General features: G+C 66.0%; 25 protein-coding genes. 13 read left to right on the forward strand and 12 right to left on the reverse strand.

Features of this window, described 5'->3' with window-relative positions:
* Positions 1–436: 436 nt before the first annotated feature.
* The 3 genes from ACM6JT_RS13045 to ACM6JT_RS13055 form a co-directional block, all read right to left on the reverse strand.
* A complete protein-coding gene (locus tag ACM6JT_RS13045) occupies positions 437–2020 on the reverse strand; it encodes a Na+/H+ antiporter (protein WP_034185122.1) in 1584 nt (527 codons plus the stop codon).
* Between the two features lie 230 nt (positions 2021–2250).
* Entirely contained in the window at positions 2251–3684 is a 1434-nt protein-coding gene (locus ACM6JT_RS13050; RefSeq protein ID WP_414856593.1) for an aldehyde dehydrogenase family protein, read from the reverse strand.
* A 29-nt stretch (positions 3685–3713) separates the two neighbouring features.
* Entirely contained in the window at positions 3714–5354 is a 1641-nt protein-coding gene (locus ACM6JT_RS13055; RefSeq protein WP_034185120.1) for an acetolactate synthase large subunit, read from the reverse strand.
* 349 nt (positions 5355–5703) lie between these two features.
* On the opposite strand from ACM6JT_RS13055, the gene ACM6JT_RS13060 reads away from it, so the two are divergent.
* The 4 genes from ACM6JT_RS13060 to ACM6JT_RS13075 all read left to right on the forward strand — a co-directional run bounded on the left by ACM6JT_RS13060 (position 5704) and on the right by ACM6JT_RS13075 (position 7283).
* A complete protein-coding gene (locus ACM6JT_RS13060; RefSeq protein WP_414856737.1) occupies positions 5704–6021 on the forward strand; it encodes a type II toxin-antitoxin system RelE/ParE family toxin in 318 nt (105 codons plus the stop codon).
* A gap of 3 nt (positions 6022–6024) precedes the next feature.
* Positions 6025–6324 (forward strand): addiction module antidote protein, encoded by a 300-nt coding sequence (locus ACM6JT_RS13065; protein ID WP_034185118.1) that lies wholly within the window; start codon positions 6025–6027, stop codon positions 6322–6324.
* Positions 6325–6689: 365 nt separating this feature from the next.
* Positions 6690–6968, forward strand: coding sequence for a type II toxin-antitoxin system RelE/ParE family toxin (locus ACM6JT_RS13070; RefSeq protein WP_414856594.1), 279 nt, complete (start codon positions 6690–6692; stop codon positions 6966–6968).
* Positions 6969–6980: 12 nt separating this feature from the next.
* Positions 6981–7283: a HigA family addiction module antitoxin gene (locus ACM6JT_RS13075; protein WP_034185116.1), complete on the forward strand. Its 303-nt coding sequence runs from the start codon at positions 6981–6983 to the stop codon at positions 7281–7283.
* A 33-nt stretch (positions 7284–7316) separates the two neighbouring features.
* On the opposite strand, the gene ACM6JT_RS13080 is transcribed toward ACM6JT_RS13075, so the two are convergent.
* The 5 genes from ACM6JT_RS13080 to andAc form a co-directional block, all read right to left on the reverse strand.
* The gene (locus ACM6JT_RS13080; protein WP_414856595.1) at positions 7317–8603 is read right to left on the reverse strand and encodes a DUF445 domain-containing protein; all 1287 of its coding nucleotides are present in this window, start codon (positions 8601–8603) and stop codon (positions 7317–7319) included.
* 212 nt (positions 8604–8815) lie between these two features.
* A complete protein-coding gene (gene andAa, locus ACM6JT_RS13085) occupies positions 8816–10036 on the reverse strand; it encodes an anthranilate 1,2-dioxygenase system ferredoxin--NAD(+) reductase (RefSeq protein ID WP_414856597.1) in 1221 nt (406 codons plus the stop codon).
* Positions 10026–10352 (reverse strand): anthranilate 1,2-dioxygenase ferredoxin subunit AndAb, encoded by a 327-nt coding sequence (andAb, locus tag ACM6JT_RS13090; RefSeq protein WP_034185113.1) that lies wholly within the window; start codon positions 10350–10352, stop codon positions 10026–10028. The genes andAa and andAb overlap by 11 nt, the downstream gene beginning before the upstream one ends.
* A gap of 17 nt (positions 10353–10369) precedes the next feature.
* Positions 10370–10846, reverse strand: coding sequence for an anthranilate 1,2-dioxygenase small subunit AndAd (gene andAd, locus ACM6JT_RS13095; RefSeq protein ID WP_131948025.1), 477 nt, complete (start codon positions 10844–10846; stop codon positions 10370–10372).
* 14 nt (positions 10847–10860) lie between these two features.
* Positions 10861–12132 (reverse strand): anthranilate 1,2-dioxygenase large subunit AndAc, encoded by a 1272-nt coding sequence (gene andAc, locus ACM6JT_RS13100; RefSeq protein ID WP_034185205.1) that lies wholly within the window; start codon positions 12130–12132, stop codon positions 10861–10863.
* Between the two features lie 211 nt (positions 12133–12343).
* Here andAc and andR point away from each other — a divergent pair, with 211 nt between their 5' ends.
* Complete coding sequence (gene andR, locus ACM6JT_RS13105) at positions 12344–13303, forward strand: anthranilate 1,2-dioxygenase regulatory protein AndR (protein WP_175746410.1); 960 nt, start codon at positions 12344–12346, stop codon at positions 13301–13303.
* A 502-nt stretch (positions 13304–13805) separates the two neighbouring features.
* Here andR and ACM6JT_RS13110 read toward each other — a convergent pair.
* Together ACM6JT_RS13110 and ACM6JT_RS13115 are read right to left on the reverse strand one after the other, a co-directional pair.
* A complete protein-coding gene (locus tag ACM6JT_RS13110) occupies positions 13806–15491 on the reverse strand; it encodes a methyl-accepting chemotaxis protein (RefSeq protein ID WP_414856598.1) in 1686 nt (561 codons plus the stop codon).
* A gap of 338 nt (positions 15492–15829) precedes the next feature.
* Positions 15830–16720 carry a LysR family transcriptional regulator gene (locus ACM6JT_RS13115; RefSeq protein WP_034185110.1) on the reverse strand — a complete coding sequence of 297 codons (891 nt, stop codon included), beginning with the start codon at positions 16718–16720 and terminating at the stop codon, positions 15830–15832.
* A gap of 91 nt (positions 16721–16811) precedes the next feature.
* Between ACM6JT_RS13115 and ACM6JT_RS13120 the strand changes: the two genes are divergently transcribed.
* From ACM6JT_RS13120 to catC, 3 genes are read left to right on the forward strand one after another with little or no spacing between them, the layout of a single operon-like run.
* Positions 16812–17945: a muconate/chloromuconate family cycloisomerase gene (locus ACM6JT_RS13120; protein WP_414856599.1), complete on the forward strand. Its 1134-nt coding sequence runs from the start codon at positions 16812–16814 to the stop codon at positions 17943–17945.
* A gap of 32 nt (positions 17946–17977) precedes the next feature.
* Positions 17978–18880, forward strand: coding sequence for a catechol 1,2-dioxygenase (catA, locus tag ACM6JT_RS13125; protein ID WP_131948029.1), 903 nt, complete (start codon positions 17978–17980; stop codon positions 18878–18880).
* 43 nt (positions 18881–18923) lie between these two features.
* Complete coding sequence (gene catC / locus ACM6JT_RS13130; RefSeq protein ID WP_034185107.1) at positions 18924–19214, forward strand: muconolactone Delta-isomerase; 291 nt, start codon at positions 18924–18926, stop codon at positions 19212–19214.
* 137 nt (positions 19215–19351) lie between these two features.
* Here catC and ACM6JT_RS13135 read toward each other — a convergent pair whose 3' ends face one another.
* Entirely contained in the window at positions 19352–20131 is a 780-nt protein-coding gene (locus tag ACM6JT_RS13135) for an NAD(P)H-dependent oxidoreductase (protein WP_414856601.1), read from the reverse strand.
* Positions 20132–20217: 86 nt separating this feature from the next.
* Between ACM6JT_RS13135 and ACM6JT_RS13140 the strand changes: the two genes are divergently transcribed.
* Both ACM6JT_RS13140 and ACM6JT_RS13145 read left to right on the forward strand, forming a co-directional pair.
* Positions 20218–21111: a LysR family transcriptional regulator gene (locus ACM6JT_RS13140; RefSeq protein ID WP_414856602.1), complete on the forward strand. Its 894-nt coding sequence runs from the start codon at positions 20218–20220 to the stop codon at positions 21109–21111.
* Positions 21112–21331: 220 nt separating this feature from the next.
* Positions 21332–21742: a DUF2471 family protein gene (locus ACM6JT_RS13145; protein WP_034185087.1), complete on the forward strand. Its 411-nt coding sequence runs from the start codon at positions 21332–21334 to the stop codon at positions 21740–21742.
* Positions 21743–21847: 105 nt separating this feature from the next.
* Here the strand turns inward: ACM6JT_RS13145 and ACM6JT_RS13150 are convergent, their stop codons facing one another.
* Entirely contained in the window at positions 21848–23881 is a 2034-nt protein-coding gene (locus ACM6JT_RS13150) for an NADPH-dependent 2,4-dienoyl-CoA reductase (protein ID WP_034185086.1), read from the reverse strand.
* Positions 23882–23955: 74 nt separating this feature from the next.
* Between ACM6JT_RS13150 and ACM6JT_RS13155 the strand changes: the two genes are divergently transcribed.
* The 3 genes from ACM6JT_RS13155 (at position 23956) to ACM6JT_RS13165 (ending at position 26280) form a co-directional block, all read left to right on the forward strand.
* Positions 23956–25035 (forward strand): AraC family transcriptional regulator, encoded by a 1080-nt coding sequence (locus ACM6JT_RS13155; protein ID WP_414856603.1) that lies wholly within the window; start codon positions 23956–23958, stop codon positions 25033–25035.
* Positions 25036–25135: 100 nt separating this feature from the next.
* Positions 25136–25681, forward strand: a complete 546-nt coding sequence (locus tag ACM6JT_RS13160) for a hypothetical protein (protein ID WP_414856604.1) — start codon at positions 25136–25138, stop codon at positions 25679–25681.
* Positions 25678–26280 carry a hypothetical protein gene (locus tag ACM6JT_RS13165; RefSeq protein ID WP_105393425.1) on the forward strand — a complete coding sequence of 201 codons (603 nt, stop codon included), beginning with the start codon at positions 25678–25680 and terminating at the stop codon, positions 26278–26280. The genes ACM6JT_RS13160 and ACM6JT_RS13165 overlap by 4 nt, the downstream gene beginning before the upstream one ends.
* The last annotated feature ends 10 nt before the right edge of the window (positions 26281–26290 follow it).

The following is a 26290-nucleotide window of genomic DNA, read 5'->3' on the forward strand; positions in this document are numbered from 1 at the left end:
GGTTGATAAACCCCGCCTGATTCTGCCGATTTGGCCTGTCGGCACTGCCTTGCGGGGCGTCGGGCGCCGATTTTTCCCCGTCGACGACCGCATTACCTCCGCATTCTTTCTCTCAATAAACATAACCGGCTGATTCTAAATGAAATTAGAACACAGCATCTATCTCCTTCCGGTTTAGTTTTGCCAAATATGCGGAAAGAGCCGCAATCAGATAAATCGGATCATTTCCGGATTCGAAAGACGATAACGTTTGCGCGGCCGGCACGGCGAGGTTTGCATGCGCTGCAAGGCTCGGTCGCGACACGTATTGGGGCCCGATGCAAATGCATCGAATCGGCCGGAGGAAGGGAGAAAAAATGCGGCGCGCGGGTGAGGATCGCCCCGTACGCGCAGCGGGCCGGCGGAAGCCGGCCCGCGTGATGGCGGTGCGGCCCGCCTACCCGCGCGCGTGCTGCGCGGACACTTCCTGCAGGTCGAGATCGCGTTCGAGCATGTGCAGCATCTCGTCGTGGATGCGGCCCGAACGATGCAGGCGCAACAGTTCCGCGCGCCCGGCCTTGATCGCGGCCAGCACCACGTCGTAGTGCGCAATGCGCACTTCCGCCGGATACGCGGGTTCGTTCTTCGTCCGCTCGGTCAGTTCCGCGCGATACGTGTATTGCTCGAGCAGGCGCGGATGGATCACCACCCCGTTCTCGTCGTGCACGAGCGGCTGGATCGCCGCGAGTTGCGCGGCCTCGACGTACGCCCACGTCTGCGGCTCGGTCAGGTGATGCGCGGCGCGCTCTTCGCGTTGCGGCAGGCGCAGCAGCCGGATCAGCGGCCCGATCGTCGTACCCTGCAGCAGCACCGTGACGAGGATCACCGCGAACGACGCGACCAGGATCACGTCGCGGCCGGGCATCGCCTCCGGCAGCGACAGCGCGATCGCCAGCGTGACGACGCCGCGCATCCCGGCCCAGCTCATGATCGTCGCGGCCTTCCAGTCGGGCGAGTCGCCGCGCCGCGCGATGCCGCGCACCGGCCACTTCAGCGCCTCGACCGCGTAGATCCACACGAAGCGCGACACGATCACCGCCGCCAGCACCGCGAGCACCGGCGGCACCATCGTGGCGAGCACCTGCTCGAAGCCGCCGAGCCGGTGCATCGCGCCGCGCAGCGACAGCCCGATCAGCACGAACACCATCGCTTCGAGCAGGAACACGATGACCTGCCAGAACGCGGTGCCGCGCGTGCGCACGGCCGCCGAGAACACCTCGTGCTGGTGCCAGCCGATGATCATGCCGGCCGTGACGGTCGCGATCACGCCCGACACCTCGACCATTTCGCCCGCGATATACGCGATCCAGCCGGCGATCACCGCGACGGTGATCACGAGATAGTCGTCGTCGAGCAGCTTCAGGAACCACACGACGAGCCTGCCGACCACGAAGCCGACCACCACGCCGCCGAGCCCGAGCTCCGCGAAGCGCACGACCGCATGCTCGAGGCTGAACGCGCCGGTCAGCGCGGCCGCGACCGCGAAGCGGAACAGCACGAGGCCGGCCGCGTCGTTCAGCAGGCTCTCGCCTTCGAGCAGCACCATCAGCCGGCGCGGCAGCGCGACACGTTCGAGCACGGCCTTCGCGGCGACCGCATCGGGCGGCGACACGATCGCGCCGAGCGCGAAGCACGCGGCCCACGGCAGCGCCGGCACGACCCAGTGCACGGCGAAGCCGACCGCGAACGTCGTGAATACGACCGCGCCGATCGCGAGCAGCAGGATGCCGCCGACGTTGCGCTTGAACTCCTCCCACACGGAGAAGTACGCGCCGTCCATCAGCAGCGGCGGCAGGAACACCAGCAGCACCAGTTCGGGATCGAGGTCGATCGGCGGCAGGCCGGGAACGAACGCGATGCCGATGCCGCCGATCAGCAGCGCGGCCGCGGGCGGCAGCCGCAACCGCTTGGCGATGCATTCGAGCGCGACGATCGCCAGGAATGACAACAGAACCAGCTTGAATGCCGAGACGGGAGACATGAATCGACCTCGTGAAGAATGAATTCGCGCTTTCCGGCGTCGTACCCCGGTCGGCAGTTTGGCGCGATTACATCACGATGCGATGCCCGCAGTCGAGCGCGTTCGGGAGGCCCGCCACGCGGCACGGGCTCGATGCCGGCCCGGTGTGCGCGCCGCGATGAAAAACGGCACGCGGGCCGGCACGATCGCCCGCCCGCGTGCCGTCGCGGCACCGCGCTGCCCGCCCCGCGTTACCGGCGCCGCACGACCATCAGCCGCGGCTCGGTCATGTCCTCGATCGCATAGCGGATCCCTTCGCGGCCGAGACCCGAATCCTTCACGCCGCCGTACGGCATGTTGTCGACGCGGAACGACGGCACGTCGTTGATCACGACCCCGCCGACCTCCAGCTCGTCCCACGCGCGCTGCGCATGCGTGAGCGAATCGGTGAACACGCCGGCCTGCAGCCCGAAATCGCTGTCGTTCACGCGCGCGAGCGCGTCGTCGAACCGGTCGAACTTCTCGAGGATCGCGACGGGGCCGAACGCCTCCTTCCGGTACAGGTCCTGCTCGCGCCCGACGTTTTCCAGCAGCGTCGCCTCGAACATCGCGCCGTCGACCTTGCCGCCCGCGACGATCTTCGCGCCCGCCGCGACGGCCGCATCCATCCAGCCCGACAGCCGGCGCGATTCGGATTCGGAAATCATCGGGCCGACGAACGTCGACGGATCCTTCGGATCGCCCATCTTCAGCGAACGCGTCTTCGCGATCAGCTTCTCGCGCAGCGCATCGTAAAGATCGGCATGCACGAGGATCCGCTGCACGCCGATGCAGCTCTGGCCCGACTGGTAGTACGCGCCGAACGCGAGACGCTCGACCACGTAGTCGAGCCGGTCGCGCTGGTCCGCATCGACGATCGCGGCCGCGTTGCCGCCGAGCTCCAGCACGACTTTCTTCTTGCCGGCCTTCTCCTTCAGCGCCCAGCCGACGGCCGGCGAGCCCGTGAACGACAGCAGCTTGAAGCGCTCGTCGGTCGTGAACAGATCGGCGCCGTCGCGATGCGCGGGCAGCACCGAGAACGCGCCCTTCGGCAGGTCGGTTTCCGCGAGCACCTCGCCGATGATCAGCGCGCCGATCGGCGTGCGGCTCGCGGGCTTCAGCACGAACGGGCAGCCGGCCGCTAGCGCGGGCGCGACCTTGTGCGCGGCGAGGTTCAGCGGGAAGTTGAACGGCGAGATGAACGAGCACGGGCCGACCGGCACGCGCTTCGTGTAGCCCGTATAGCCCTGCGCACGCGCGGAGATCTCGAGGTTGATGATCTCGCCGTCGATGCGCACCGATTCCTCGGATGCGACGCGGAACGTATCGAACAGCCGCGTCACTTCGCCCTTCGAATCGTTGATCGGCTTGCCGGCCTCGATGCACAGCGCCTCGGCCAGCTCGTCGAAGCGCTCGCGAAAGCGTGCGACGCAATGGTCGAGCACGGCCTGCCGCTTGAAGGCCGGCAGCTCGCGCATCGGCTTCGCGGCGTCGACCGCCGCGCCGATCGCCGCATCGATCGCCTTCGCGTCGGCCAGCGCGACGCGCGTTGCGACCTTGCCGCTGAACTTGTCCGTCACTTCCAGATCGGTGTTCGCGTAGACGGCCTCGTTGGCGAGGTAGTACGGATAGGTATCCTTCAACATGGAACGACTCCTTCCTGTGAACGGGGAATTCAGAGTTGCGCCGACAGCCGCTTGATCTCGCGGTTCAGCACGCGCTCGTTGTCCGAATAGTCGATCGGCACGTCGATCACGTGCACGCCCGGCGCCGAGAAGCACTCGCGCAGCAGCGGTTCGAGATCGTCGGCCGATTCGACGCGATGCCCGTGCGCGCCGTAGCTTTGCGCATACGACACGAAATCGGGGTTCTTCAGCGTCATCGCGAAATCGGGGAAGTTCATGTTCTCCTGCTTCCAGCGGATCATCCCGAATGCGTCGTCGCGCAGGATCATCACGACGATGTCGAGCTTCAGCCGCACGGCCGTTTCGAGCTCCTGCGAATTCATCATGAAGCCGCCGTCGCCGCACACGGCGATCACCTTGCGCTGCGGATGCACGATCTTCGTCGCGATCGCCGACGGCAGGCCCGCGCCCATCGATGCGAGCGCGTTGTCGAGCAGGAGCGAGTTCGGCTCGTGTGCGCGCCAGTAGCGCGCGAACCAGATCTTGTACATCCCGTTGTCGAGGCAGACGATCCCGTCGGCCGGCAGCGCGTTGTACAGGTCGCCCACGATGCGCACCGGGTACATCGGGAAGCGCGGGTCGTGCTGGCCCTTCTGCAGGTGCGCGTCGAAATGCTCCTTGATCATCGCGAAGCGCACGAAATCCCAGTGCGGCTGCGGGACGATCGCTTCCGTCATCTGCCACACCGCGTTCGCGATGTCGCCAACCACCTCGATCTGCGGAAAATAGACGGGATCGACCTGCGCACCGAGGAAGTTCACGTGGATCACGGTCTTGTCGTCCGCGTGCATGAAGAACGGAGGCTTCTCGATCACGTCGTGGCCGACGTTGATGATGCAGTCCGCATGCTCGATCGCGCGGTGCACGAAGTCGCCGTCGGACAGCGTCGCGTTGCCGAGCCACAGCGGGTGCGTCTCGTCGATCACGCCCTTGCCCATCTGCGTCGTGAAGAACGGGATACCCGTCTTGTCGACGAATTCGCCGAGGATCTTGCGGGTCGTCTTGCGATTGCCGCCCGCGCCGATCATCAGCAGTGGATGGCGCGCGGCCTGGATCGCGTCGACCGCGTGCGCGACCGCCTTCTCCTCGGCCACCGGCCGCCGGCTGTAGCTGCGCGGGATCGGCTTGCCGTCGCCTTCCTCGTGCGCGATGTCTTCCGGCAGCTCGAGGTGCGCGGCGCCCGGGCGCTCTTCCTCGGCGCGGCGGAACGCCTCGCGCACGGCCGACGGGATGTTGCCGATCGACACGATCTGCCGCGTGAACTTCGTGAGCGGCTGCATCATGCCGACCACGTCGACGATCTGGAAGTGACCCTGCTTGCTGGACTTGATCGGCTTCTGCCCGGTGATCATCAGCATCGGCATCCCGCCGAGCTGCGCATACGCGGCGGCCGTCACGAGGTTCGTCGCGCCGGGCCCGAGCGTCGCGAGACACACGCCGGTGCGGCCCGTCAGGCGGCCGTAGGTGGCGGCCATGAAGCCGGCCGCCTGCTCGTGCCGGGTCAGCACGAGCTTGATCTTCGATCGCCGCAGCGATTCGAGCAGATCGAGGTTCTCTTCGCCGGGAATGCCGAACACGTACTCGACGCCTTCGGCTTCCAGCGCCTTCACGAACAGATCCGATGCTTTCATGGGGGACTCTCGGTTATGCCGCCTGCCCGGCCTACGGACACGCGGCGTACATGACGCGCGCCGGCCTACGGCACGCGGACGCTCTACCTACTGGACACAGACCACGGCACTTCCCGCCGCGCAACACGCAACGCGCGGCGGTGCCTCCGGATACCGGAGGACGAACGGACCCGCCCGTATGCGGCAGGCGCGCACGGGCGGCAAAGACGTTTTTGATTGTAGACGGATTCGAAAGATTTCGACTTCGGCCGAACGGCCATTTGGCGCCCAAACGAAGCAGGCGGCCCTAATGTGGCGACTACGGAATAGCCCGATACATCTGTGAACCATGGTTGACATACTGCAATCAATGCCCTACAGTGCGCCTACGTATAGCATCTGGACCACCGACGTCTTCGACGCATGGTTTGCCGGCCTGCAGGATCGCGTCGCGAAGCGCCGCATCCAGGCGCGCATCGACCGCCTGTCGATGGGCAATCCGGGCGACTGGAAATCCGCCGGCTCGCCGGTCGTCGAGATGCGTATCGACCATGGCCCCGGTTATCGCGTCTACTACGTCCGGCGCGGAACGATCTGGGTCATCCTGCTCTGCGGCGGCGATAAATCGACGCAACCAGCCGACATACGCGCCGCGCACGCGATGCTTGCGCATCTCGACATGGAGTGATCGATGGACAAGATCAGCACCCGGCCGTGGGATTCGGCCGACCATCTGCAAACCGAAGACGACATGGCCGATTACTTCGAGGCCTGCCTGCAAGAGGCCGGCGACGATCCGGCCTTCATCGCGCACGCGCTCGGCGTGATCGCACGCGCTCGCGGCATGTCGCAGGTCGCGCGCGATGCGGGCCTGTCGCGCGAAGGGCTGTACAAGGCGCTGTCGCACGACGGCAACCCGAGCTTCGGCACGATCCTGAAGGTCATCAAGGCGCTCGGCCTGCAACTGCACGGCTCGAAAGCGCGCGCGTGATGCACGGGCGCGCGGCATCGCGCCCTTTCCGCGATGTCCGTGGCCGCATCAATGCAGCCACCCGGCCGCCCAGCGCGGCACCAGCGACACCAGATACAACCCGAGCTCGATCAGCCGTCGACGCAATGGGTCGTCCGAATGGCATAGCGGCCCCGTAAAGACAATGTGCGCCCCTATACTCGTCGGGACGACAGAGACCAGCCCGCATGCATTGGCGATGCCTGTCACCACGCGTTGACCTCACCCATTCCCGATCATTCAGGTTTCCTATTGGTCGTTTCTCGCGACGGCGCTTCGACGTACGCATCGTCGAAATCATTTCACCCTTATTGACGTATTACGTAAAACGTAATACGATGCCCGTAATGATCAGATCGTTCCGATGCAAGGATACCCAGTTGTTGTTTGCTGGAGCATCGCCCAGGCGTTTCCGCACGATCGAAACCGTTGCCACCCGGAAACTGCAAATGGTCGCCGCTGCGAAAGAACTGCGCGATTTGCGGGCGCCGCCCGGCAACCGGCTCGAAGCGTTGCAAGGCAATCGGGAAGGCCAGCACAGCATCCGCATCAACGAGCAATGGCGGATCTGTTTCGAATGGAGCGACGATGGCCCCACCCAGGTCGAGATCGTCGACTATCACTGACTGGAGCCTCGCATGCTCAAGAATGGAATGCGCCCGATTCATCCGGGTGAAATCCTGCGGGAAGAGTTTCTCGTGCCGCTGGAAATGAGCGTCAACGCGCTGGCGCTCGCGTTGAACGTGCCGGCGACACGCTTGCACGAAATCGTCAAGGAACGGCGTGGAATCACGGCCGATACGGCTTACCGGCTCGCGCGCTACTTCGATACGTCGCCGGAATTCTGGCTGAACCTGCAAGCCGCTTACGATCTCAAGACGCTGCCAACGCGCAGCGAGATCGACCGCAAGGTCGAACCGCGCGAACGCACGCACGCGTAAGCACACCGGCCGTCGTTCGCGGGCGTGGCCGCATCAATGCAGCCACCCGGCCGCCCAGCGCGGCACCAGCGACACCAGATACAACCCGAGCCCGATCAGCCCGCCGACCAGCGTGCCGTTGATGCGGATGTACTGCAGATCCTTGCCGATGTTCAACTCGATCTGCCGCGACATCTCGCGCGCATCCCAGTTGCGCACCGTGTCGCGAATGTGACGCATCAGGAAATCGGCGAAATCCGGCGCCATCTCGTGCACGGCCTTCTCGATATGCTCGTTCAGCGACGCGCGCAGCGCCGGGCTCTCGGCGAGCCGCGCGCCGAGCCAGCCGCCGAGCGTCGCGGCCTGCCGGTGCAGCGTCGAATCGGGGCGTGCGAGATCGGCCTTCAGCCATGCGCGCAACTGGTCCCACAAGTCGCGCGCATACTCGTTGAACGCATCGCCGTCGCGGATGTAGCGCTTGATCTCCTCACCCTTTTCGATGAACGCGGGATCGTGCTTCAGCCGCTCGGTCAGCCGCGCGACCGTCCGGTCGAAGCGCTGCCGCAACTCGTGCTCGGGATCGGCCGCCACGCCTTCCAGCACGCGGCTCACCGCACTGGCGAGCATCCGCGCGCCGTTCTCGCCGAACCACTGCGTCGGCATGATCTTCTCGACCTTCGGGTACTGCGTCTTCAGCCATTCGACGATGAAGCCCGCGATCACCTCGCGGTTCTCCTCCTTGTCGAGCACGTCGACCACCTGTTCGATCGCATCGTCGAGCAGCGCCTGGTGGCGGCCGTCCTTCGTCAGCGTGTCGAGGATCGCGCCAACCGATTGCGACAGGTCGACCCGGTCGATCACCGCGCGAAACGCGTCGTGGACGAACGACTGGATCCGCGCGTCGTCGGTCATGTCGAGTGCGAAGCTCATCAGCTTCGTCACATAACCGCCGAGCGCGTCGGTGTTCGCCGGCTCGCCGAGCCACGCGCCGAGTTTCTGCGCGGGATCGTGCTGGCGGATCTGCGCGGCAAGCGCGTCGGGGCCGAGGAACTTCTCGCGCACGAACACCGCGAGGTTGTCGGCGATCTTGTCCTTGTTCTTCGGGATGATCTCGGTATGGCGCGACACGAACGGGATCGGCACGCGGCGGAATAGCGCGACGACCGCGAACCAGTCGGCGAGTGCACCGACCATCGCAGCCTCGGCCACGGCCTTGACGCCGTCGACCCACGGGCCTCGCGGCAGAAAAATCGTCGTGACGAACACCGCGACCGCGGCCAGCAGCAGCCACAGCGCGCGGCGCTTGCTTCGTTTCAGTTCGAGGGCTTTGTCTGACGGCATGGAGAACGGGCGGATCGGCGATGCCGCTAATATCCCCGATTTCGCACCGGCAGACAAACGCGCGGCATGATGCGCGACGGGCCCGCGCGACCGCCGCCGCGCATCACGTCACCCGCCACGTCGCGCAACCGTCCGGCAAACGCGCGGCCGGCGACGTCATCGCCGATGCAATCCGACCGCCGCGCTTGCCATACTCGCCGCGCCTGCCGCCGTTACAGGAACGTCTTCAGGTTCACCGCCGGATCGGCGAGTTTCGCCGGATCGGGCACCGCCCCCGCCGCGATCAGCCGGCGCGATGCGCCGATGTCGCGCCCCAGGTTCGCCGCGGCCACCGCGACAATCTTGCCGTCGTCGCCCAGCCCGAACACCGTGAACGGCCCGCTCGCCGGATCGCCGCGCACGACGATCGTGCGTTCGCTGCCGAACAGCCCGAGCATCTGCAGGTTGCAGTCGTACTGATCGGACCACAGCCACGGCAGCTCGGCATAGGCTTCGTCCGCGCCGAGCAGGTTCGCGGCCGCGACGGCCGGCTGGTTTTCGGCGACCTGCCACGATTCGATCCGCACGTGACGCCCGAGCAGCGGATTGAAGTGCATCGTCACCTCGCCCGCGGCGAAAATCGCGGGATCGGCGGTGCGGCAGCCCGCGTCGACGCGTACCCCGTTGTCGACGTCGAGCCCGGCCGCCTGTGCAAGCTCGACATTGGGCACGACACCGATGCCGACCACGACGATATCGGCCTGCACGTCGCCGCGATCGGTCTCGACGAGCGCACCGCCGAACGGCGCACGGCGAACCGCACGCGGTAGCGTCGCCATCTGGAACACGACGCCGCGCGCGTCGTGCAACTGACGCGCATACGCACCGACGACTTCCGGCAACGCACGCTGCAGCAATCGGGGAGCAGGATCGATCACCGTCACGTCGCAACCGAGCTGGCGCGCCGCAGCCGCGACCTCGAGGCCGATGAACCCGCCGCCGAGCACCGCGACGTGGCGGCCCGGCGCAAGCTTCGCGCGCAATGCACGCGCATCGTCGACGGTGCGGACGTAATGCGGCTCGACACCTTCGTCGATCGCGCCGCCGAACGTGCGCACCCGCGAACCCGTCGCGAGTGCGAGCCGCGCGTACGGCAGCGTCGTGCCGTCGTCGAGCCGCACGCGCTGCGCGTCGCGCTCGATCGCATCGACACGTGTGCCGAGCCGCAGCTCGATGCGCTGCGTGTCGTACCACGCCGCATCGCGCACGAACGCGCGCTGCTCGCCGCCGTCGCTCATCAGCGCATCCTTCGACAGCGCGGGCCGGTCGTACGGCAACTCGCGCTCCGCGCCGATCATCACGATGCGCACGGCGGCATCGCGTTCGCGCAGCGCTTCGGCCGTGCGCCGCGCCGCGTGGCCCGCGCCGACGATCACGAACGGATCAGCCGACATTGACTTCCACCTGCCCGTCGACGATCCGGAGCGGATAGGTCCGCACCGGCTCCGTGATCGGCGCGCATTTCGGCGCGCCGGTGCGGATGTCGATCAGCCCCTGGTGCAGCGGGCATTCGACGCAACCGTCCTCCACATAACCTTCGGACAGCCGCGCATGGCCGTGCGTGCACAGGTCGTGCATCGCGAACAGTTCGTCGCCGATCCGGAACACGGCGATCGGCTTCTGGCCGGCGACACGCGCTGCCGGCTCGTCTTCGGAGAATTCGTCGAAAGCGCCGAGCGGATGCCACTCGGCGAGCGTTGCTTCGGTCATGTCGGTTCCTTGCTTCGTCAGATCGGGGTTGCGAGCAGCGTCTGCACGCGCGACGTGTCGTAGATCACGCGCTTGGTCTTGTAGCGCAGCCCGTCGGGCGTGCGCACGACCGTGTCGTAGTACTTGCCGGCCTGGTACACGTTCGACTCGCCGTTGCTGCGCGTCTGCACGACCACGTAGTTGCTCTCGGTGTCGATCTCGCCGTCGCGTTCCGCGACGATCGTCAGGCCCGACGTCATGTGCCGGTACGTGTGCTCCTCGAAGATGTTCGCGTGCCGCAGCGACACCACGCGGTCGCGCAGCATCCGCTGGTTCGTGCAGTGGACGATCCCGACCGGCAGCCCGAGATCCGCGTTCTCCTTCGGCACGATTTCGTATGTGCAGTCCTCGGTGAACATTTCCGGCCAGCGTTCGAGCCGGTCGTTGTCGAGGTGCCCGATGTAGCGGTTCTGGAGCATGTAAATCTCGAACCACGTCTTCATGTCTTCCGTCATTTCTCGCTCCCGCTTCAATAGCCCATCAGCTTCTGGTAGCCGACCCAGAACTTGCGGATCAGGCTTTCGGTGATCACCGTGTCCTGCTGGTCCGGATTGCCGCGCGACATCTCGATCACCGACGTCGCATCGCCGTCGCGCACGGTGCCGCGCTGCACGAGCTCGGTCGCCTCCGTATCCTCCATCGAGATATAGCCGGCCGGCCCGACGAGGTTCGCCTGCTTGATGCGCAGCGCGCGCAACTCGGGCGTGTCGTCCGCATAGCCGAAGAAATGGAAGATCAGCTCGAAGTTGTCGGGGCCCTTCGGCAGGATCTGTCGCGCGACCAGCGTGTTGTGGATCTGCTGGATCACGAGCTGCGGGAAGATCGGCTGGATATGGTTCGTGCAGTCCTCGTCGTATTCCGATACGAGATCGAGGATCGATTCGTCTTCGAGATGGAAGCCCTCGTCGAACGAACGGATGTTCTGCTGCTTGTACGCGGCCGACGTGTCGTCGTTCGTCTTCGTCACCGTGATGATGCTGTGCAGCCCGTGGTTCGCGTCCGGAATCGAACGCGCCTTCATCCCGACGCGGAAGATGTTGAAGGTCGTATGGAACAGGTGCAGCATGCTCGCGTGATACGGGTCCTTCACGTTCTCCATGTACAGCTTCCAGTTCGACTTCGAATACTGGCGCGTGCAGCCGAGATACTCGATCGGCTTGTGGAAGATCCGGTCGATCCACGGGCGCATCTGTTCGCCGAGATAGTCGGGCAGCGGCATCACGTCGTCGCTGAAGGTCGCGAACACCAGCCCGCGATAGCTGTCGACGCGCAGCTTGCGCAGCCCGTGCTGCTTCGGATCGAAATCCGCCGGCATCCCGGTCATCCCCTTCTGGCCGCGCCGGAACGGCACGCCGAGCAGGTTGCCCGTGTTGTCGAAGCTCCACTGGTGATACACGCACGTGTGCGAGGTCGCGTTGCCGCGCGACTTGCGGCACACCTGCGCGCCACGGTGCGCGCAGCGGTTCACCCATGCGGCGAGCGTGCCGTCCTCGGCGCGCGTGACAACCACCGGCGTGTCGCCGACGAACGTGCTCTTGAAGTCGCCGGCGTTCGGGATTTCCGCTTCCAGCGCGACGAAGTTCCACGTCGGCCCGCGGAAGATGCGTTCCTGCTCGCGGTCGTAGACGGCACGCGAGCTGAACACCTTGTACGGCACGCGCGAGCCGTCGTCGTGCGGAAAGCTCACGTCGGATGCGTCGTCGCGCGCGGCGAACACGACGGGCGATTCTGTCTGCTCCATGTCGGACTCCTGGTCGTTCCGTTTCATTAACAAGATGGGGTCCATTTTTGGAAGGCTAATATTCGCCGTCTATCCGGAAAGTGCGATTGCGGCGATGCAATATCCACTTTCGGCGGATTTCTGAGCTAGCATGACGGCACACACGATGCGGCACTTGATCGAGACCCATTCGTCGGATCGAAGTGCGCCGTCCACAATCAGGCTGATGCCCATGTCCCCAACGTCGTTCGAGCCGCTCGCGCTGCGCGCGCACCGGCTGTTCGAATCCCGCGATCTCGACGAGACGCGCGAGCGGATCTCGCGCGTGATGCAGCCGCACGCGCTGCTGCCGAACGGCCGCGTGCACGGCGCGTCGCACATGGATTTCGTCAGGCTCGGCGGGCTCGGGATCGGCACGATCGCGTTCGGCGACGCGATGCGCGTGCAGGTCGACGCGGTCGATGGCTATTACCTGCTGATGTTCTGCCTGTCCGGCCAGGCCGAGGTGCGTGCGATGGGGCGGCAGCTCGGCGTCGACGGCCAGACCGGCGTGCTGTGCGCACCCGGCGAGCGCTTCGACGCGGTGCTGTCCGCCGATTGCGAGCAGTTCGTGCTGCGCATCGACGCGGCGACCGTCGGCTCGCTGACCGGCGACCCGCGCGCAATGCTCGACCCCGTGCTGCACATCAGCGACGCCGCGCTCGCCGCGTGGCGCCAGCAACTGATGCTCGTCGCGCGTTCGCCCGAACTGCTCGAACGCGCGAACGCGAACCCGCGCGTCGCGTCGCAGCTCGAGCACCTGCTGATCGACCTGCTGATCGAAGGCCACCCGCCGTCCGTGCTGCACGCGTCGCACCGCGACCCGGCGCCGGGCTTCGTGCGGCGCGCGCAGGAGTTCGTGAACGCGCATTACGCGCAGCCGCTGCAGCTCGCCGATATCGTCCGCGCCGCCAACGTGCCGGAACGGACGCTGCGCGACGCGTTCCTGCAGTTCCGCGGGATGAGCCCGATGCAATACCTGCGCGCGACGCGGCTCGACCATGCGCGCGAGCTGCTGCGCGGTGCGGCGTCCGACCGGCGGATTGCCGATGTCGCGCTCGATTGCGGGTTTACCCACCTCGGGCGGTTCGCGATCGCGTACCGGGAGAAGTTCGGGGAATCGCCGTCGGAGACGCTCGACGGGAAACGGTGACGCCGGAACCGCATCGGCACGCGCTCGTATCGCTCCACGCTGCTCGTTGTATTTCCCTGGACGTCTTGCCGATCGCCATCAGCACAACTCGCGTCTTCCACCCGCGCCGGAATTGACGGCCGGTTGCATGTTCTGCGGTAGCCCCGACGCTCACCCCGGCAGTCCGCGCCCCGGCGCGGCGTCGTGCGCGGCATCCGCAGACGGCCGGCGCACGTTGTCGAGCCGGGCCGACGCGCACGCCAGCGCGCGTTCGACCTGCTCGATCATCAGTAGCCTCGCTGCACGGACTCGCGCGCAACAAAAGCCCCAACCACTCCAACCGCCGGGCGAGCATCGGCACGATCAGCGTTCGAACGATCAGCCGCTGATCCCGGTCCGACGGATTGAAACGCGCACATGCGTCGACGAGCGCATCGAGGGTGAGTGCGGCACGGGTCGGACACGTCAAGACGTTCATGGGTGGATACTCCCCGTCGCAGCAGGCCGCGGACCGCTATCCCGATCAAAATGCATTCCATTCCGCGGACCCACCCGGCATCTGTGCGGTCAGCGCCCCCGCCAGTGGCGCAACCACGGGCGGTTTCGCGGGCACGGGCGAACGCGCCGGCGCGGACACCATCGTGGCGGTCGCATCGACGGGGTTCGGGGCGAGCTTGAACGCCGACATCGCGTCCTGCAGATGGCCGGCCTGCTCTTCGAGCGAATGCGCCGCCGCGGCCGCCTGCTCGACGAGCGCCGCGTTCTGCTGCGTCACCGTATCCATCTGCTCGATCGCCAGATTGACCTGCTCGATCCCCTGGCTCTGCTCCCGCGACGCGGCCGCGATTTCGGCGACGATATCGGACACCTGCTTGATCGCCAGCTTCACCTGCCCCATCGTCGCGCCAACGCCCGTGGCCTGCTGCGCGCTGTCCCGGATCATCGACACCGACGCGCCGATCAGTTCCTTGATCTCCTTCGCGGCGGCCGCCGAACGCTGCGCGAGGCTGCGCACCTCGCTCGCGACCACCGCGAAGCCGCGCCCCTGCTCGCCTGCACGCGCCGCTTCCACCGCGGCGTTGAGCGCGAGGATGTTGGTCTGGAACGCAATGCCCTCGATCACGCCCGTGATGTCGGAAACCTGGCTGGAGCTGCTGCTGACCTGCTCGATCGTCGCGACCATGTTCTGCACGGCGTCGTTGCCGGCATCGGCCATCCCGGTCGCGCGCGTCGCGAGCGTATTGGCCTGCTGTGCGTTGTCGGCGTTCTGCTTCACGGTCTCGGTCAGTTGCGTCATGCTCGACGCGGTTTCCTCGAGCGACGCGGCCTGCTCTTCCGTGCGGGCCGACAGATCGGAATTGCCGCTCGCGATCTGGCGCGACGCGACCGCAACCGCTTCCGCGCTGCGCTTGATGCCGCGCACCGTCGTACCGAGCTGTCGATCCATCGTCGCCAGCGCACCGAGCAACCGGCCGAATTCGTCGTGCGAATCGATGTCGATCCGGTTGTCCAGCGTGCCGCCGGCGATTTCGTCGGCCACGCGTACGGCCTTTCCGAGCGGAGTCGAGATGTGCCGCAGCAGGTGCGCGGACACCCACACCGCGATCAGCACGCCGATGCCGATCAGGCCGATCGCAATCCATAAAATGATCCTGAATGTCGACGCGCTATCGTCGACGAACGATTTCGCCTGGTCGATGGTCAGTGCAATGTCGTCGTCGAGCGCCTGCTTGAGCGCGCCTGCGGCCGGCGACAGCCTGTCGATCGCCGCAGCGGCTGCGTCGTAGTCCCCGCCGCTCATGGCCGTAACCGCTTCGCCCACACCCGCTCCGAAGCGCGGCAGCACGCCACGGATCCGGTCCGCGATCTGACGCTCCTTGTCGCTCGTGATCGATTCGTCGTAGTAGCGGTTCCAGATCGTGTCGAGACGGCCTTGCTCGGCACGAACCTCGTCGATCCCTCTGCGGGTCCGCTCGGGATCGCGCGCGGCCTGCACCCGACGCATCTGAAGCTGCATCCCGAATGTGGCGGCGCGAATTTCCGATAATTCGCTGATCGGCAGCGTATTGCCTGCATAAGCGCTATGGACGTTCGAATTCAGCCTCGACAGGCCGAATATGCCGAACACGCCGATTGCCACCATTAATGCGACGCACGTGGCGAGCGCGAAAAAAATCCTGAACTTGATGCTTCTTTCAAATCGGCCCACGTTGCTCTCCTTATAATGCTCCAGGTCGGTGCGGAACGGGAAACCCGTTCTCCAACCCTTGTTTACGGAGGGCAACACGGCCGATTTATCGGTCGATGATGGGATAGTAAAAACCATGCGCCGCAATAATCGAAATGCGCGCCGATAATCTTTTTCTCGTTAATCTGACCTCGAAGCATTCCGCGAGCACGGTTTTAAATTGATTCATGCAGGAAACAAACGCGGCCCGGCGTGCTGAATATCCTGAATAACGCGATATCGCGACACCTTCTCCGAATTCGAACGGATACGTCGAAATAGACCGTTAGTTGCAGCGGCTTGTATCCGGACAGCAGCCCTTATGCCGCCGGTACGATCATCTCCCGCGCGATCGCGCAGAACGCGGCCGTCGCCGCGCTTTCGCCGTGCAGCCGGCGGCTCATGATGATCGGCGACGTCGCGGCCGGTTCCGGCAGCCGCCGGTAGACGACGCCCCTCACGCGCACGCCCTCCACGCTCTCCGGCACCAGCGACACGCCGACCTGCGCGGCGACGAGCCCGAGCGCCGTCTGCAATTCGCGCACCTCATGGACGGCCGCCGGCACCAGCCCGCCGTCGCGCAATGCGGATAACTGCTGATCGGCGAAGCTCGGGCGTGGCGTACTCGGATAGACGATCAGCGTTTCGTTCGCGATATCCGCGAGCACGAGCGGCCGGTCGGGATCGGCAAGCGGATGCCCGGCCGGCAGCGCCGCGATCAGCTTTTCCTCGATCAGCGCCTCGCGCACGACCTGGTCGTCGTCGAAACGCAGGCGGCCGAACCCGACGTCGATCCGCCCGCCCTTCAGCGCACCGAGCTGCTCCAGCGTGAACATTTCGATCAGCGACAGCTCGACGTCCGGCTGCGCCTCGCGAAACGCGCGAATCACGTCCGGCAGCGCGCCGTACAGCGTCGACGGCACGAAGCCGATCACGATCCGCTCCGACAGCTGCGCGAGCCGCCGCGTCAGCGGCCCGAGCTCGTCGGCCTGGTCGACGAGGCGCTTCGCCTGCGTATAGAACACGCGCCCGGCGTCCGTCAGCTTCAGCGGCCGCGCGCCGCGCTCGAACAGCGGCAGCCCGATCTCGTCCTCGATCGCCTGAAGCTGGCGGCTCAGCGGCGGCTGCGTCATGTGCAGCCGCTCGGCAGCCCGCGTGATGTTCATTTCCTCGGCGACGGCGATGAAGTAGCGGAGCTGACGCAATTCCATTTCATGCCTCAAAGGTATGGAAGTAGTCGGAAAGAGTGTTGGACGACGCGGGGCGGGAATTCCTACCATGTGCACCAACAGGAGGAATCGCATGATAGCAACTGCCGCCACCATCGAACGCATCGAGACGCTGCTCGTCGACGTGCCGACGATCAGGCCCCACAAATTGTCGGTCGCCACGATGAATTGCCAGACCCTCGTATTGGTCCGAGCTCGATGCACGGACGGTATCGAAGGCGTCGGCGAGGCAACGACCATCGGCGGCCTCGCGTACGGCGAGGAGAGCCCCGAAAGCATCAAGGTCAACATCGATACCTACTTCGCGCCGCTGCTGCAGGGCATGGACGCGACGCGCCCCGGCGCCGCGATGGCACGGGCGCGCAAGCTGTTCCAGGGCAACCGCTTCGCGAAATGCGCGATCGAGACCGCGCTGTTCGACGCGCAGGCGCAACGTCTCGGCGTGCCGCTGTCCGAGCTGTTCGGCGGCCGCAGGACCGATGCGGTGGACGTCGCATGGACACTTGCGAGCGGCGACACGCAGCGCGACATCGCGGAAGCCGAAGCGATGCTCGAAGCGCGCCGCCACCGCGCGTTCAAGCTGAAGATCGGCTCGAACGCGGTCGCCGACGACGTCGCGCACGTGGTCGCGATCAAGCGCGCGCTCGGCGAGCGCGGCGACGTACGGGTCGACGTGAACCAGGCGTGGAGCGAAACCGACGCGATCTGGGCCGGCGCGCGGCTCGCGGAAGCCGGCGTGAGCCTGGTCGAGCAGCCGATCGCCGCGACCAACCGCGCGGGGCTGAAACGCCTCACGCAGCTCGCGCAGGTTCCGATCATGGCCGACGAGGCGCTGCACGGCCCCGTCGATGCGTTCGCGCTCGCGCAGGATCGCGCGGCCGACGTGTTCGCGGTGAAGATCGCGCAATCGGGCGGCCTGCAGGGCGCGGCGAGCGTCGCGTCGATCGCGGCGGCGGCCGGCATCGAACTGTACGGCGGCACGATGCTCGAAGGCGCGGCCGGCACGATGGCGTCCGCGCAACTGTTCAGCACGTTCGACTCGCTGAAATGGGGCACCGAGCTGTTCGGCCCGCTGCTGCTCACCGAGGAAATCCTCGTCGAGCCGCTGCGCTACCAGGATTTCAAGCTGCACCTGCCGGCTGCGCCCGGCCTCGGCATCACCTTCGACTGGGCCCGCATCGAACGGATGCGACGCGACGCCCGCTGATCCCCACACGACAACCGAAACCGGAGACACAGATGAACAAGCAAGCCATCGACGCCCTGCTGAAGACCTTCGACGACGCTGCCGAGAAGCCCGGCAACCCGCGCGTGCGCGCGATCGTCAACCGGATCGTGAAGGACATCTGCTACACGATCGAGGACTTCGACGTGCAGCCGAGCGAGTTCTGGACGGCGCTGAACTACCTGAACGAAGCCGGCCGCGAATTCGGGCTGATCGCCGCGGGCCTCGGCCTCGAGCGCTTCCTCGACGTGCGGATGGACGAGGCCGAGGAAAAGGCCGGCATCCAGGGCGGTACGCCGCGCACGATCGAAGGGCCGCTGTATGTCGCCGGTGCGCCGGAGTCGGTCGGCCATGCGCGCCTCGACGACGGCACCGATCCGGGCCAGACGCTCATCATGCGCGGCCAGGTGCTCGGCACCGATGGCGCGCCGATCGCGAATGCGCTGGTCGAGGTATGGCACGCGAACCATCTCGGCAACTATTCGTACTTCGATCAATCGCAGCCCGCGTTCAACCTGCGCCGCTCGATCCGCACCGATGCCGAAGGCCGCTACAGCTTCCGCAGCGTGCTGCCGGTCGGCTACAGCGTGCCGCCGGGCAGCAAGACCGAGCAGCTGCTCGACCAGCTCGGCCGCCACGGCCATCGTCCGGCGCATATTCACTTCTTCGTTTCGGCGGACGGTTATCGTAAGCTGACAACGCAGATCAACATCGAAGGCGATCCGCACATCTGGGACGACTTCGCATTCGCGACGCGCGAAGGGCTGATCCCGAAGATCAAGCAGGCCGAAGGCGCGCAAGGCAAGCCGTACGGTGTCGACGGGCAGTTCGCGCTGATCGACTTCGATTTCTCGCTGCTCAAGGAAAAGCAGGACGTGCCGGCGAGCGAAGTCGAGCGGGCCCGCGCGCAAGCCTGAGCGGCTTTCCCGTTCGACGAATCGATAACGCAAGGAGTACAGGATGCTGTTTCATGTGGAAATGACGGTCCGTCTGCCGGCGGACATGGATCCGGTCAAGGCGGCGACGCTGAAGGCGGAAGAAAAGGCGATGTGCCAGCGGTTGATGAACGAAGGGATCTGGCGGCATCTGTGGCGGATCGCCGGGCGCTATGCGAACGTCAGCATTTTCGACGTCGAGAGCGTGCAGCAGCTGCATGATCTGCTCAGTCAATTGCCGCTGTTTCCGTATATGGAACTCGAGGTGCGGGCGCTGTGTAGGCATCCGTCTTCGGTGCGGGAAGACGATCGGTAAATCAAGGTGAATCGCGGCCGTTATCCACGACCGTGAGACGGGCGACACTGGCAGCCGGCGATTTCTCGCAGGGCACCCGTGTCGTTTTGCATTCGGCGGTTGCGGGTACCGCATCGCATCGGGATGCGCGGCTCCTGTCACGCGACCAGATGCGCCGCAAACCCCGCCCTCCCCGGCGCAACCTCCTCCTTCAACGTCAACGCCGGAATCTCGTAATCGCCCGCGTTCTGCCGCCGGAACGGAATCGGCTGCGTGGTCCACAGATCGTCGAGACGCCTGCCGAGCGCCGCGCGCGTTTCCTCGAAGCGCGCGTCGTTCATCTTTCCCGTCCGGTAGATCACGAACGGCGGCAGCACGTCGAAACCCGGGTAATACAGAATCCCGTGCTGGATCGGGAACAGCACGTCATCGATCGGCCCGTTGATGCCGCGCGGGCTGTAGTGCGATTCCCACCCGCCTGCCGTGACGATCACCATCGCCCGCTTGCCGGCAAGCGAACCTTCGCCGTAGCGGTTTCCCCAGCGCGTGTCCGAATGCTCGCCGACGCCGTAGGCAAAGCCGAACGCATATACGCGCTCGACCCAGCCCTTCATGATCGCCGGCATCGAGAACCACCACAGCGGAAACTGCAGGATCACCGCATCGGCCCACTTCAGCTTGTCTTGCTCGCGCGCAATGTCTTCACTTTGCGTGCCGGTCGCGAACGCGTGCTTCGAATCGAGCGACGGATCGAAACGCGCATCGGGCGCGCGATCGGTCACGTCGTTCGCGTCGAACGCCGCCTTCCAGTTCATCGCATACAGATCGGTCACCTGCACGCTGTGGCCGGCCGCTTCGAGATGCCCGACGGCAAAGTCGCGCAGCGCGCCGTTCAGCGAACGCGGTTCGGGATGGGCATAAACGATCAGCACATTCATGTTAGTCACTCCGTTGATTGAATGACTGCAGGATGCCGCCTCCAAAGGTATATTTGAAATGAATTCCTGATATTCCAGGTATAGCCATGAATAATCTCAGGCGACTCGACCTGAACCTGCTCGTCACGCTGGACGTGCTGCTCGCCGAGCACAACGTCACGCGCGCGGCCGAGAAGCTGAACATGTCGCAGCCGTCGGTCAGCGTGCAGTTGCAGAAACTGCGCGACCTGTTCGGCGATCCGCTGCTGCTGCCGGGGCCGCGCGGGATGCGACCGACCGCGCGTGCGGAAGCGCTGCGCGAGCCGTTGCGGGACGCGCTCGAAGCCGTCGAACGCGCGGTGATTCCCGCCACGCCGTTCGATCCGGCAACCGCGACGAACACCTGGCGCGTGGCCGCGACCGACTACGGCGAATCGACGATCGTGCTGCCCGCGCTGAACACGCTGCGAGCGGCCGCCCCCGGTACGCGGCTGGCCGTCGTCGAGCTCGTGCCGCCGCGCATCGAGCAGGATGCCGAGCGAAGCGGCATCGACCTGGCCTTCCATACGACCGAGGGTTCGCCGGCCGGCATGCGGCGCCTGCCGCTGTTCGTCGAGCGCTACGTGCTCATCGGCCGCGCCGGGCATCCGAAGCTGAAGCGGCGCCCGACGCTCGCGCAGTTCGGCACGCTCGAACACGTGATCGTGTCGCCCGACGGCGGCGGCTTCTTCGGCGTGACGGACGAAGCGCTCGCGAAAGTTGGCGCCACGCGGCGCGTCGTGCTGTCCGTGCCGCATTTCCTGTTCGTGATGTCGGCCGTCGCCAGCACCGATCTCGTCGCGATGCTGCCCGAGCGGCTGGTGCGCGACGTGCCCGCGCTGCGTGTCGTGGAAGCGCCGGTCGAGGTGCCCGGCTATGAAATGTCGATGCTGTGGCACGAGCGCGTGCATCGCGATCCGGCGCATCGGTGGCTGCGGGAGACGATTGCAGCATCGGTATAAGCCAACGACGGCGGCCGGATTCGGCACGGCGGGGAACAGCGTGCCGGACGGTGCCCGATTGCCGGTTTCGGTCGCCTTCGCCAGGGCCGCCCGGCCCTGCTGCAAGATTCTTCATTCGGGACTTGAAACCGCCTCGAACACTGTATATATTTACAGTGCTTTTGCACCATTTGACCCGAATTCCGTCACCCATCGACGGACGGATTTTTGTGAGGCGACCATGTTCCAGTCATCCGCATTCGATCCCGAGCAACCCGGTTTCAACCCGATCCACTTCGAGCGCGCCGCGCGGCAGGCGGTCGTCGATCTTCAACGCGTCGTCGGCGCCCCCGCGCAGCGGGCGCTCGGCCTGCGACGCCGCAGCCATCCGGCCGCGGTCCGCACGATGAGCTGGCAGGCGCTGTTGAATGTCGAGGAGCTGGCGTTCTCGAACGCCGGTTTCCTGAACCGCAACGATCCGACCGTCGTCGATGCATTCATCCGGCTGCGCGACAGCCGAATGGTCGCGGCGGACATCGAGGAAGCCGTCGACTGGAAGCGCGACGACGACGATCTACCTGCCGTCTATCTGATCGTCAAGGCGATGCTCGAGGCGGAAGAGACAGAGGCACAGCGCGTCGAGATGGAATGACCCCGGCGGCCGGCGCGGCCTTCCGGTCAGGCCGCGCCGGCGCAAGCGCCGAATCCTGGGACAGCGCATGCCATCGCGGTCACGCGCAGCCGCGCCATCGAGCAATCAGAGCCGCGCCGCGAGCCGCGCGCCCTGATCGATCGCGCGTTTTGCATCGAGTTCGGCGGCCAGTTCCGCGCCGCCGATCAGGTGCACCGAGCGCCCGGCCGCCTGCAGCGGCGCGAGCAATGCGCGCTGCGGCTCCTGCCCCGTGCAGAGCACGATCGTGTCGGCTTCGATTACTTCGTGATCGGTGCGCTGCTCGCCGTACGACACGTGCAGCCCGCGCGCATCGATCAGCTCGTAGTTCACGCCGCCGATCATCTTCACCTGCTTCATCTTCAGCGTCGCGCGGTGAATCCAGCCGGTCGTCTTGCCGAGCCCCTTGCCGAGCGGCGCGGCCTTGCGCTGCAGCAGCGTCACTTCACGCGCGGGCGCCGCAACCTGCGCACGCGTCACGCCACCGCGCGTCGCGGCCGGGTCGGTCACGCCCCACTCGGCCTTCCATTCTTCCAGATCGAGCGCCGGTGACTCGCCGTCCTGCACCAGATACTCGGCGACATCGAAGCCGATCCCGCCCGCGCCGACCACCGCGACGCGCCGGCCGACCGGCTGCTTGCCGGCGAGCACGTCGATATAGCTGAGCACATTCGGGCCGTCCTGCCCGGGAATCTTCGGGTCGCGCGGCGCCACGCCGGTCGCGAGCACGATCTCGTCGTAACCGCCCGCGATCAGGTCGCTCGCGTCGACGCGGCGGTTCAGGTGCAGGTTCACGCCGGTCAGCTCGACCTGGCGGCCGAAGTAGCGCAGCGCTTCATGAAACTCTTCCTTGCCCGGAACCCGCTTCGCCATGTTGAACTGCCCGCCGATCTCGGCCGCGCCGTCGTACAGGTCGACCTGATGGCCGCGCTGCGCGAGCACGGTCGAGCACGCGAGCCCGGCCGGCCCCGCGCCGACCACCGCGATGCGCTTCGGCTGCGGCGCGGGTGTGTATTTCAGCTCCGTCTCGTGGCACGCACGCGGATTCAGCAGGCACGACGCGATCTTGTTCTTGAACGCGTGGTCGAGGCACGCCTGGTTGCAGCCGATGCAGGTGTTGATCTCGTCGGCGCGGCCCTGCGCGGCCTTGACGACGAACTCGGCATCCGCGAGCAGCGGGCGCGCCATCGACACCATGTCCGCGCAGCCATCCGCGAGAATCTGCTCGGCCACTTCCGGCCGGTTGATCCGGTTGGTCGTCACGAGCGGAATGCCGACCTCGCCCTTCATTTTCTTCGTCACCCACGCGAACGCGCCGCGCGGCACCGACGTCGCGATGGTCGGCACGCGCGCCTCGTGCCAGCCGATTCCCGTGTTGATGATCGTCGCCCCCGCACGCTCGACGGCCTTCGCGAGCTGCACGGTTTCGCTCCAGTCGCTGCCGTCCGGAATCAGGTCGAGCATCGACAGCCGGTAGATCAGGATGAAATCGCGGCCGACCGCTTCGCGCGTGCGCTCGATGATCTCGATCGGCAAGCGGATGCGGTTCTCGTACGAACCGCCCCACTGGTCGGTGCGCTTGTTCGTATGCATCGAGATGAACTGGTTGATCAGGTAGCCCTCGGAGCCCATGATCTCGACGCCGTCGTAGCCGGCTTCGCGCGCGAGCTTCGCGCAGCGGACGAACGCGCGAATCTGCCGCTCGACACCGCCCGCGCTCAGTTCGTGCGGCGCGAACGGTGAAATCGGCGACTTGATCTTCGACGGCGCGACCGCGAACGGGTGATAGCCGTAGCGGCCGGTATGCAGGATCTGCAGCGCGATCTTGCCGTCCTCCGCATGCACGGCGCCGGTGATCTCGCGATGCCGCCGCGCGGCGGCCGACGTCATCAGCGTGCCGCCGAACGGCTTGGTCCAGCCGGCCACGTTCGGCGCGAAGCCGCCCGTCACGATCAGGCCCACGCCGCCGCGTGCGCGTTCGGCGAAATATTCGGCGAGCCGCGGCAGCGTCTTGCGGCTGTCCTCGAGGCCCGTGTGCATCGAGCCCATCAGCACGCGGTTCTTCAGCGTCGTGAAGCCGAGATCGAGCGGCGCGAGCAGGTGGGGAAAGGTGGTCGTCATGGTGATCCTGCCGGTAAGCGATGCCTGCATCGTAGGCGTGCGCCGCCTTGAACGTGAGGGGGCAAACAGCCATAATGCTTGTCATTTCCGGCCAAAATGACATGACCTCCCCACTCGCCAAGGACCGCCTCGGGCTGCGCCGGCCGACGATTCCGGTCGCCTATACGCGCCTGCTGCTGCAGGCGCTGGCCGCGCGCGGCGTCGACCTGGCCGCCGTGCGCGCCGGCACGGGCCTGCGCGACGCGGTGCTGGCCGAACCCGACGCGCGCGTCGCGCCGTCGCAATGGGGGCGGCTCGTGCTCAATGCGATCGAGATCGGCGGCGATCCGGGCATCGGGCTCGCGTTCGGGCTGCTGCTGAAGCCGACCGTGCACGGCTTTCTCGGTTACGCGACGCTGACCGCGCGGGACATCCGCGAAGCGCTGTCCGTCACGCAACGCTACTTCCGGATGCGCAACCGCCAATATCGGCTGACCTATGCAGAAGACGAACGCGGCGCGACGCTCGAACTGCACGGTGTGCAGGCGAGCCCGGTGTTGCAGCATCACGTGATGTTCGAATTCGTGCTGACCGGGCTCGCGCAGAACATCTCGCAATGGGCCGGACGCGCGTCGCCGCCGATCGCGTTGCAATTCATGTGGCCGGAGCCCGCGTATTTCGCGCGCTATCGCGACCAGTTGCCGCCGGTCGAATTCGGTTGCGCGGCAAACGCGCTGTGGATCGCGCGCGACGTGCTCGACTGGCCGCTGCCGCTCGCCGACGAAGTCGCGCACCGGCAGGCGCTCGTGCAGGTCGAGCGCGAGTACGCGCAGGTGCGGCAGGAGGAAGGCGATCTGGTCGAGCGCGTGCGCGCGGAACTGGCGAAAGCAACCGGCGTTTATCCGGGGCCGGAAATGCTCGCCAACGCGCTGCTCGTGTCGACACGCACGCTGCGGCGCCGCCTGGAGGAAACCGGTTCGAGCTATCGGCTCTTGCTCGACGAAGCGCGGTTTCGTGACGCGAAGCAATTGCTCGCCGCATCGGATCTCGACCTGAAGACGATCGCCGAGCGGCTGCAATTCACCGATCCGGCGAATTTCACGCGCGCATTCCGGCGCTGGGCCGGGCAGACGCCAAGTGCGTATCGGGAAGCGGCCGGCGGACCACGCACGTGACTGACAGAATGCCGTCCGTGGCACGAGGTGCCTGCGTGTGATTTCATCGGTATGATCAATGTCACGCCAAAGCGGCGCCGACCGGCGCACTCTCCCGACCATGCGTAATCACACCACCCTGATCGAGGCGACGATCGACCGTATCGATACGAACCTCATCCGTGTCGAGGCCGATATCAAGAAGGTGCCGCTTTACCGCCTGACGATGCGGGGCGCCTGCTACTTCATCGCGGCCGGCGACATCGATGCGGAAGCGTTCAAGCAGATCGACCAATTGAAACCCGGCACGGCGGTGCGCGCGTGCGTGTTCGAGGATCGCGGCCGTCACCGGATCGCGTGGATCAGAAGCACCGATCTGGCGATCGCGCCTTACGATGCGCTCGGACAAAAAGACAGCAACCTGTCGCTGCTCACGTGGGCGTCGATCATCTTCATGCTGAGCCTGCTGGTCGGTGCCGCGGCATTCAAATCAAGCTGGGCGTTCGTGTGCGCACTGGCGTTGCTCGTGAGCATCATCAGCCTGCTAGGTACACTGCTCGCGATCGCGGGCCTGTCCGATCTGGTCTTCCAACCGCAGCGTCGCGAAGCGCAGGAAAAGTGGCAGTACGAACCCGCCAGTTTCACGATGGAACGGAGCCACGCATGACCGATGGTTCGATGCGGATCGCATCCGGCTGCGTGACGTCGGTCAGCCAGAAGACGATTAGTACGCAGGTCTGGAGCAACAACCTCGGCTGGACCACGCGAAGCATCGAGGAAATCGCGCTGCAGCTGGACGCGTTCGAGGCGCCGCTCACGCTCAGGACCAGCGCAACGCGAAGCCTGTTCATCGTCGCGGGCGATCGGCTGGATGTCGCCTACACCGAAGGCCAGGATCGCCTCGCCATCTACGGCATCCGCAACGTGACCGACGGCTCGGTGTATCTCGTTCGCCCCGCGAAAATCGCCGGCGCCCGCATCGATGTGTTCGTGACGCTGTTCCTGCTGGTCGCCCTGGTCTTCATCCTCGGGATCATGTCCGCGGTATCGCACGGCAAGGGCGGGATGCTCGACGCGGCCATGTGGTTCGCCGGCGGCGCGATCGGCCTGTTCCTGCTGAGCACGATGCTGCGCACTGTGTTCGGCGTGATCGTGTGGCCCGAGATCCGACGGCTCGCGCAGCCGGGCGGCAAGCGCGAGATGCATGCCGCACTAGATGCGCTGTCGCTCGCGGCGGACGATACTCGGCGCATTCGCTTCATCTGAGTCGATAACG

The organism is Burkholderia sp. IT-111MI5 (assembly GCF_949752865.1).
Classification (GTDB): Bacteria; Pseudomonadota; Gammaproteobacteria; order Burkholderiales; family Burkholderiaceae; genus Burkholderia; species Burkholderia pyrrocinia_C.

Bases quoted from the DNA above. Each gene is read 5' to 3' on its own strand.
- andAd (WP_131948025.1), bottom strand. From the start codon at position 10,846: ATGACGGAAGACATGAAGACGTGGTTCGAGATTTACATGCTCCAGAAC.
- ACM6JT_RS13135 (WP_414856601.1), bottom strand. From the start codon at position 20,131: ATGAATGTGCTGATCGTTTATGCCCATCCCGAACCGCGTTCGCTGAAC.
- ACM6JT_RS13075 (WP_034185116.1), top strand. From the start codon at position 6,981: ATGCTCAAGAATGGAATGCGCCCGATTCATCCGGGTGAAATCCTGCGG.
- ACM6JT_RS13070 (WP_414856594.1), top strand. From the start codon at position 6,690: ATGATCAGATCGTTCCGATGCAAGGATACCCAGTTGTTGTTTGCTGGA.
- ACM6JT_RS13080 (WP_414856595.1), bottom strand. From the start codon at position 8,603: ATGCCGTCAGACAAAGCCCTCGAACTGAAACGAAGCAAGCGCCGCGCG.
- catC (WP_034185107.1), top strand. From the start codon at position 18,924: ATGCTGTTTCATGTGGAAATGACGGTCCGTCTGCCGGCGGACATGGAT.
- andAc (WP_034185205.1), bottom strand. From the start codon at position 12,132: ATGGAGCAGACAGAATCGCCCGTCGTGTTCGCCGCGCGCGACGACGCA.
- ACM6JT_RS13050 (WP_414856593.1), bottom strand. From the start codon at position 3,684: ATGTTGAAGGATACCTATCCGTACTACCTCGCCAACGAGGCCGTCTAC.
- andAa (WP_414856597.1), bottom strand. From the start codon at position 10,036: ATGTCGGCTGATCCGTTCGTGATCGTCGGCGCGGGCCACGCGGCGCGG.
- ACM6JT_RS13165 (WP_105393425.1), top strand. From the start codon at position 25,678: ATGACCGATGGTTCGATGCGGATCGCATCCGGCTGCGTGACGTCGGTC.
- catA (WP_131948029.1), top strand. From the start codon at position 17,978: ATGAACAAGCAAGCCATCGACGCCCTGCTGAAGACCTTCGACGACGCT.
- ACM6JT_RS13145 (WP_034185087.1), top strand. From the start codon at position 21,332: ATGTTCCAGTCATCCGCATTCGATCCCGAGCAACCCGGTTTCAACCCG.
- ACM6JT_RS13060 (WP_414856737.1), top strand. From the start codon at position 5,704: ATGCCCTACAGTGCGCCTACGTATAGCATCTGGACCACCGACGTCTTC.
- andR (WP_175746410.1), top strand. From the start codon at position 12,344: ATGTCCCCAACGTCGTTCGAGCCGCTCGCGCTGCGCGCGCACCGGCTG.
- ACM6JT_RS13140 (WP_414856602.1), top strand. From the start codon at position 20,218: ATGAATAATCTCAGGCGACTCGACCTGAACCTGCTCGTCACGCTGGAC.
- andAb (WP_034185113.1), bottom strand. From the start codon at position 10,352: ATGACCGAAGCAACGCTCGCCGAGTGGCATCCGCTCGGCGCTTTCGAC.
- ACM6JT_RS13065 (WP_034185118.1), top strand. From the start codon at position 6,025: ATGGACAAGATCAGCACCCGGCCGTGGGATTCGGCCGACCATCTGCAA.
- ACM6JT_RS13115 (WP_034185110.1), bottom strand. From the start codon at position 16,720: ATGGAATTGCGTCAGCTCCGCTACTTCATCGCCGTCGCCGAGGAAATG.
- ACM6JT_RS13055 (WP_034185120.1), bottom strand. From the start codon at position 5,354: ATGAAAGCATCGGATCTGTTCGTGAAGGCGCTGGAAGCCGAAGGCGTC.
- ACM6JT_RS13045 (WP_034185122.1), bottom strand. From the start codon at position 2,020: ATGTCTCCCGTCTCGGCATTCAAGCTGGTTCTGTTGTCATTCCTGGCG.
- ACM6JT_RS13150 (WP_034185086.1), bottom strand. From the start codon at position 23,881: ATGACGACCACCTTTCCCCACCTGCTCGCGCCGCTCGATCTCGGCTTC.
- ACM6JT_RS13155 (WP_414856603.1), top strand. From the start codon at position 23,956: ATGCTTGTCATTTCCGGCCAAAATGACATGACCTCCCCACTCGCCAAG.
- ACM6JT_RS13120 (WP_414856599.1), top strand. From the start codon at position 16,812: ATGATAGCAACTGCCGCCACCATCGAACGCATCGAGACGCTGCTCGTC.
- ACM6JT_RS13160 (WP_414856604.1), top strand. From the start codon at position 25,136: ATGCGTAATCACACCACCCTGATCGAGGCGACGATCGACCGTATCGAT.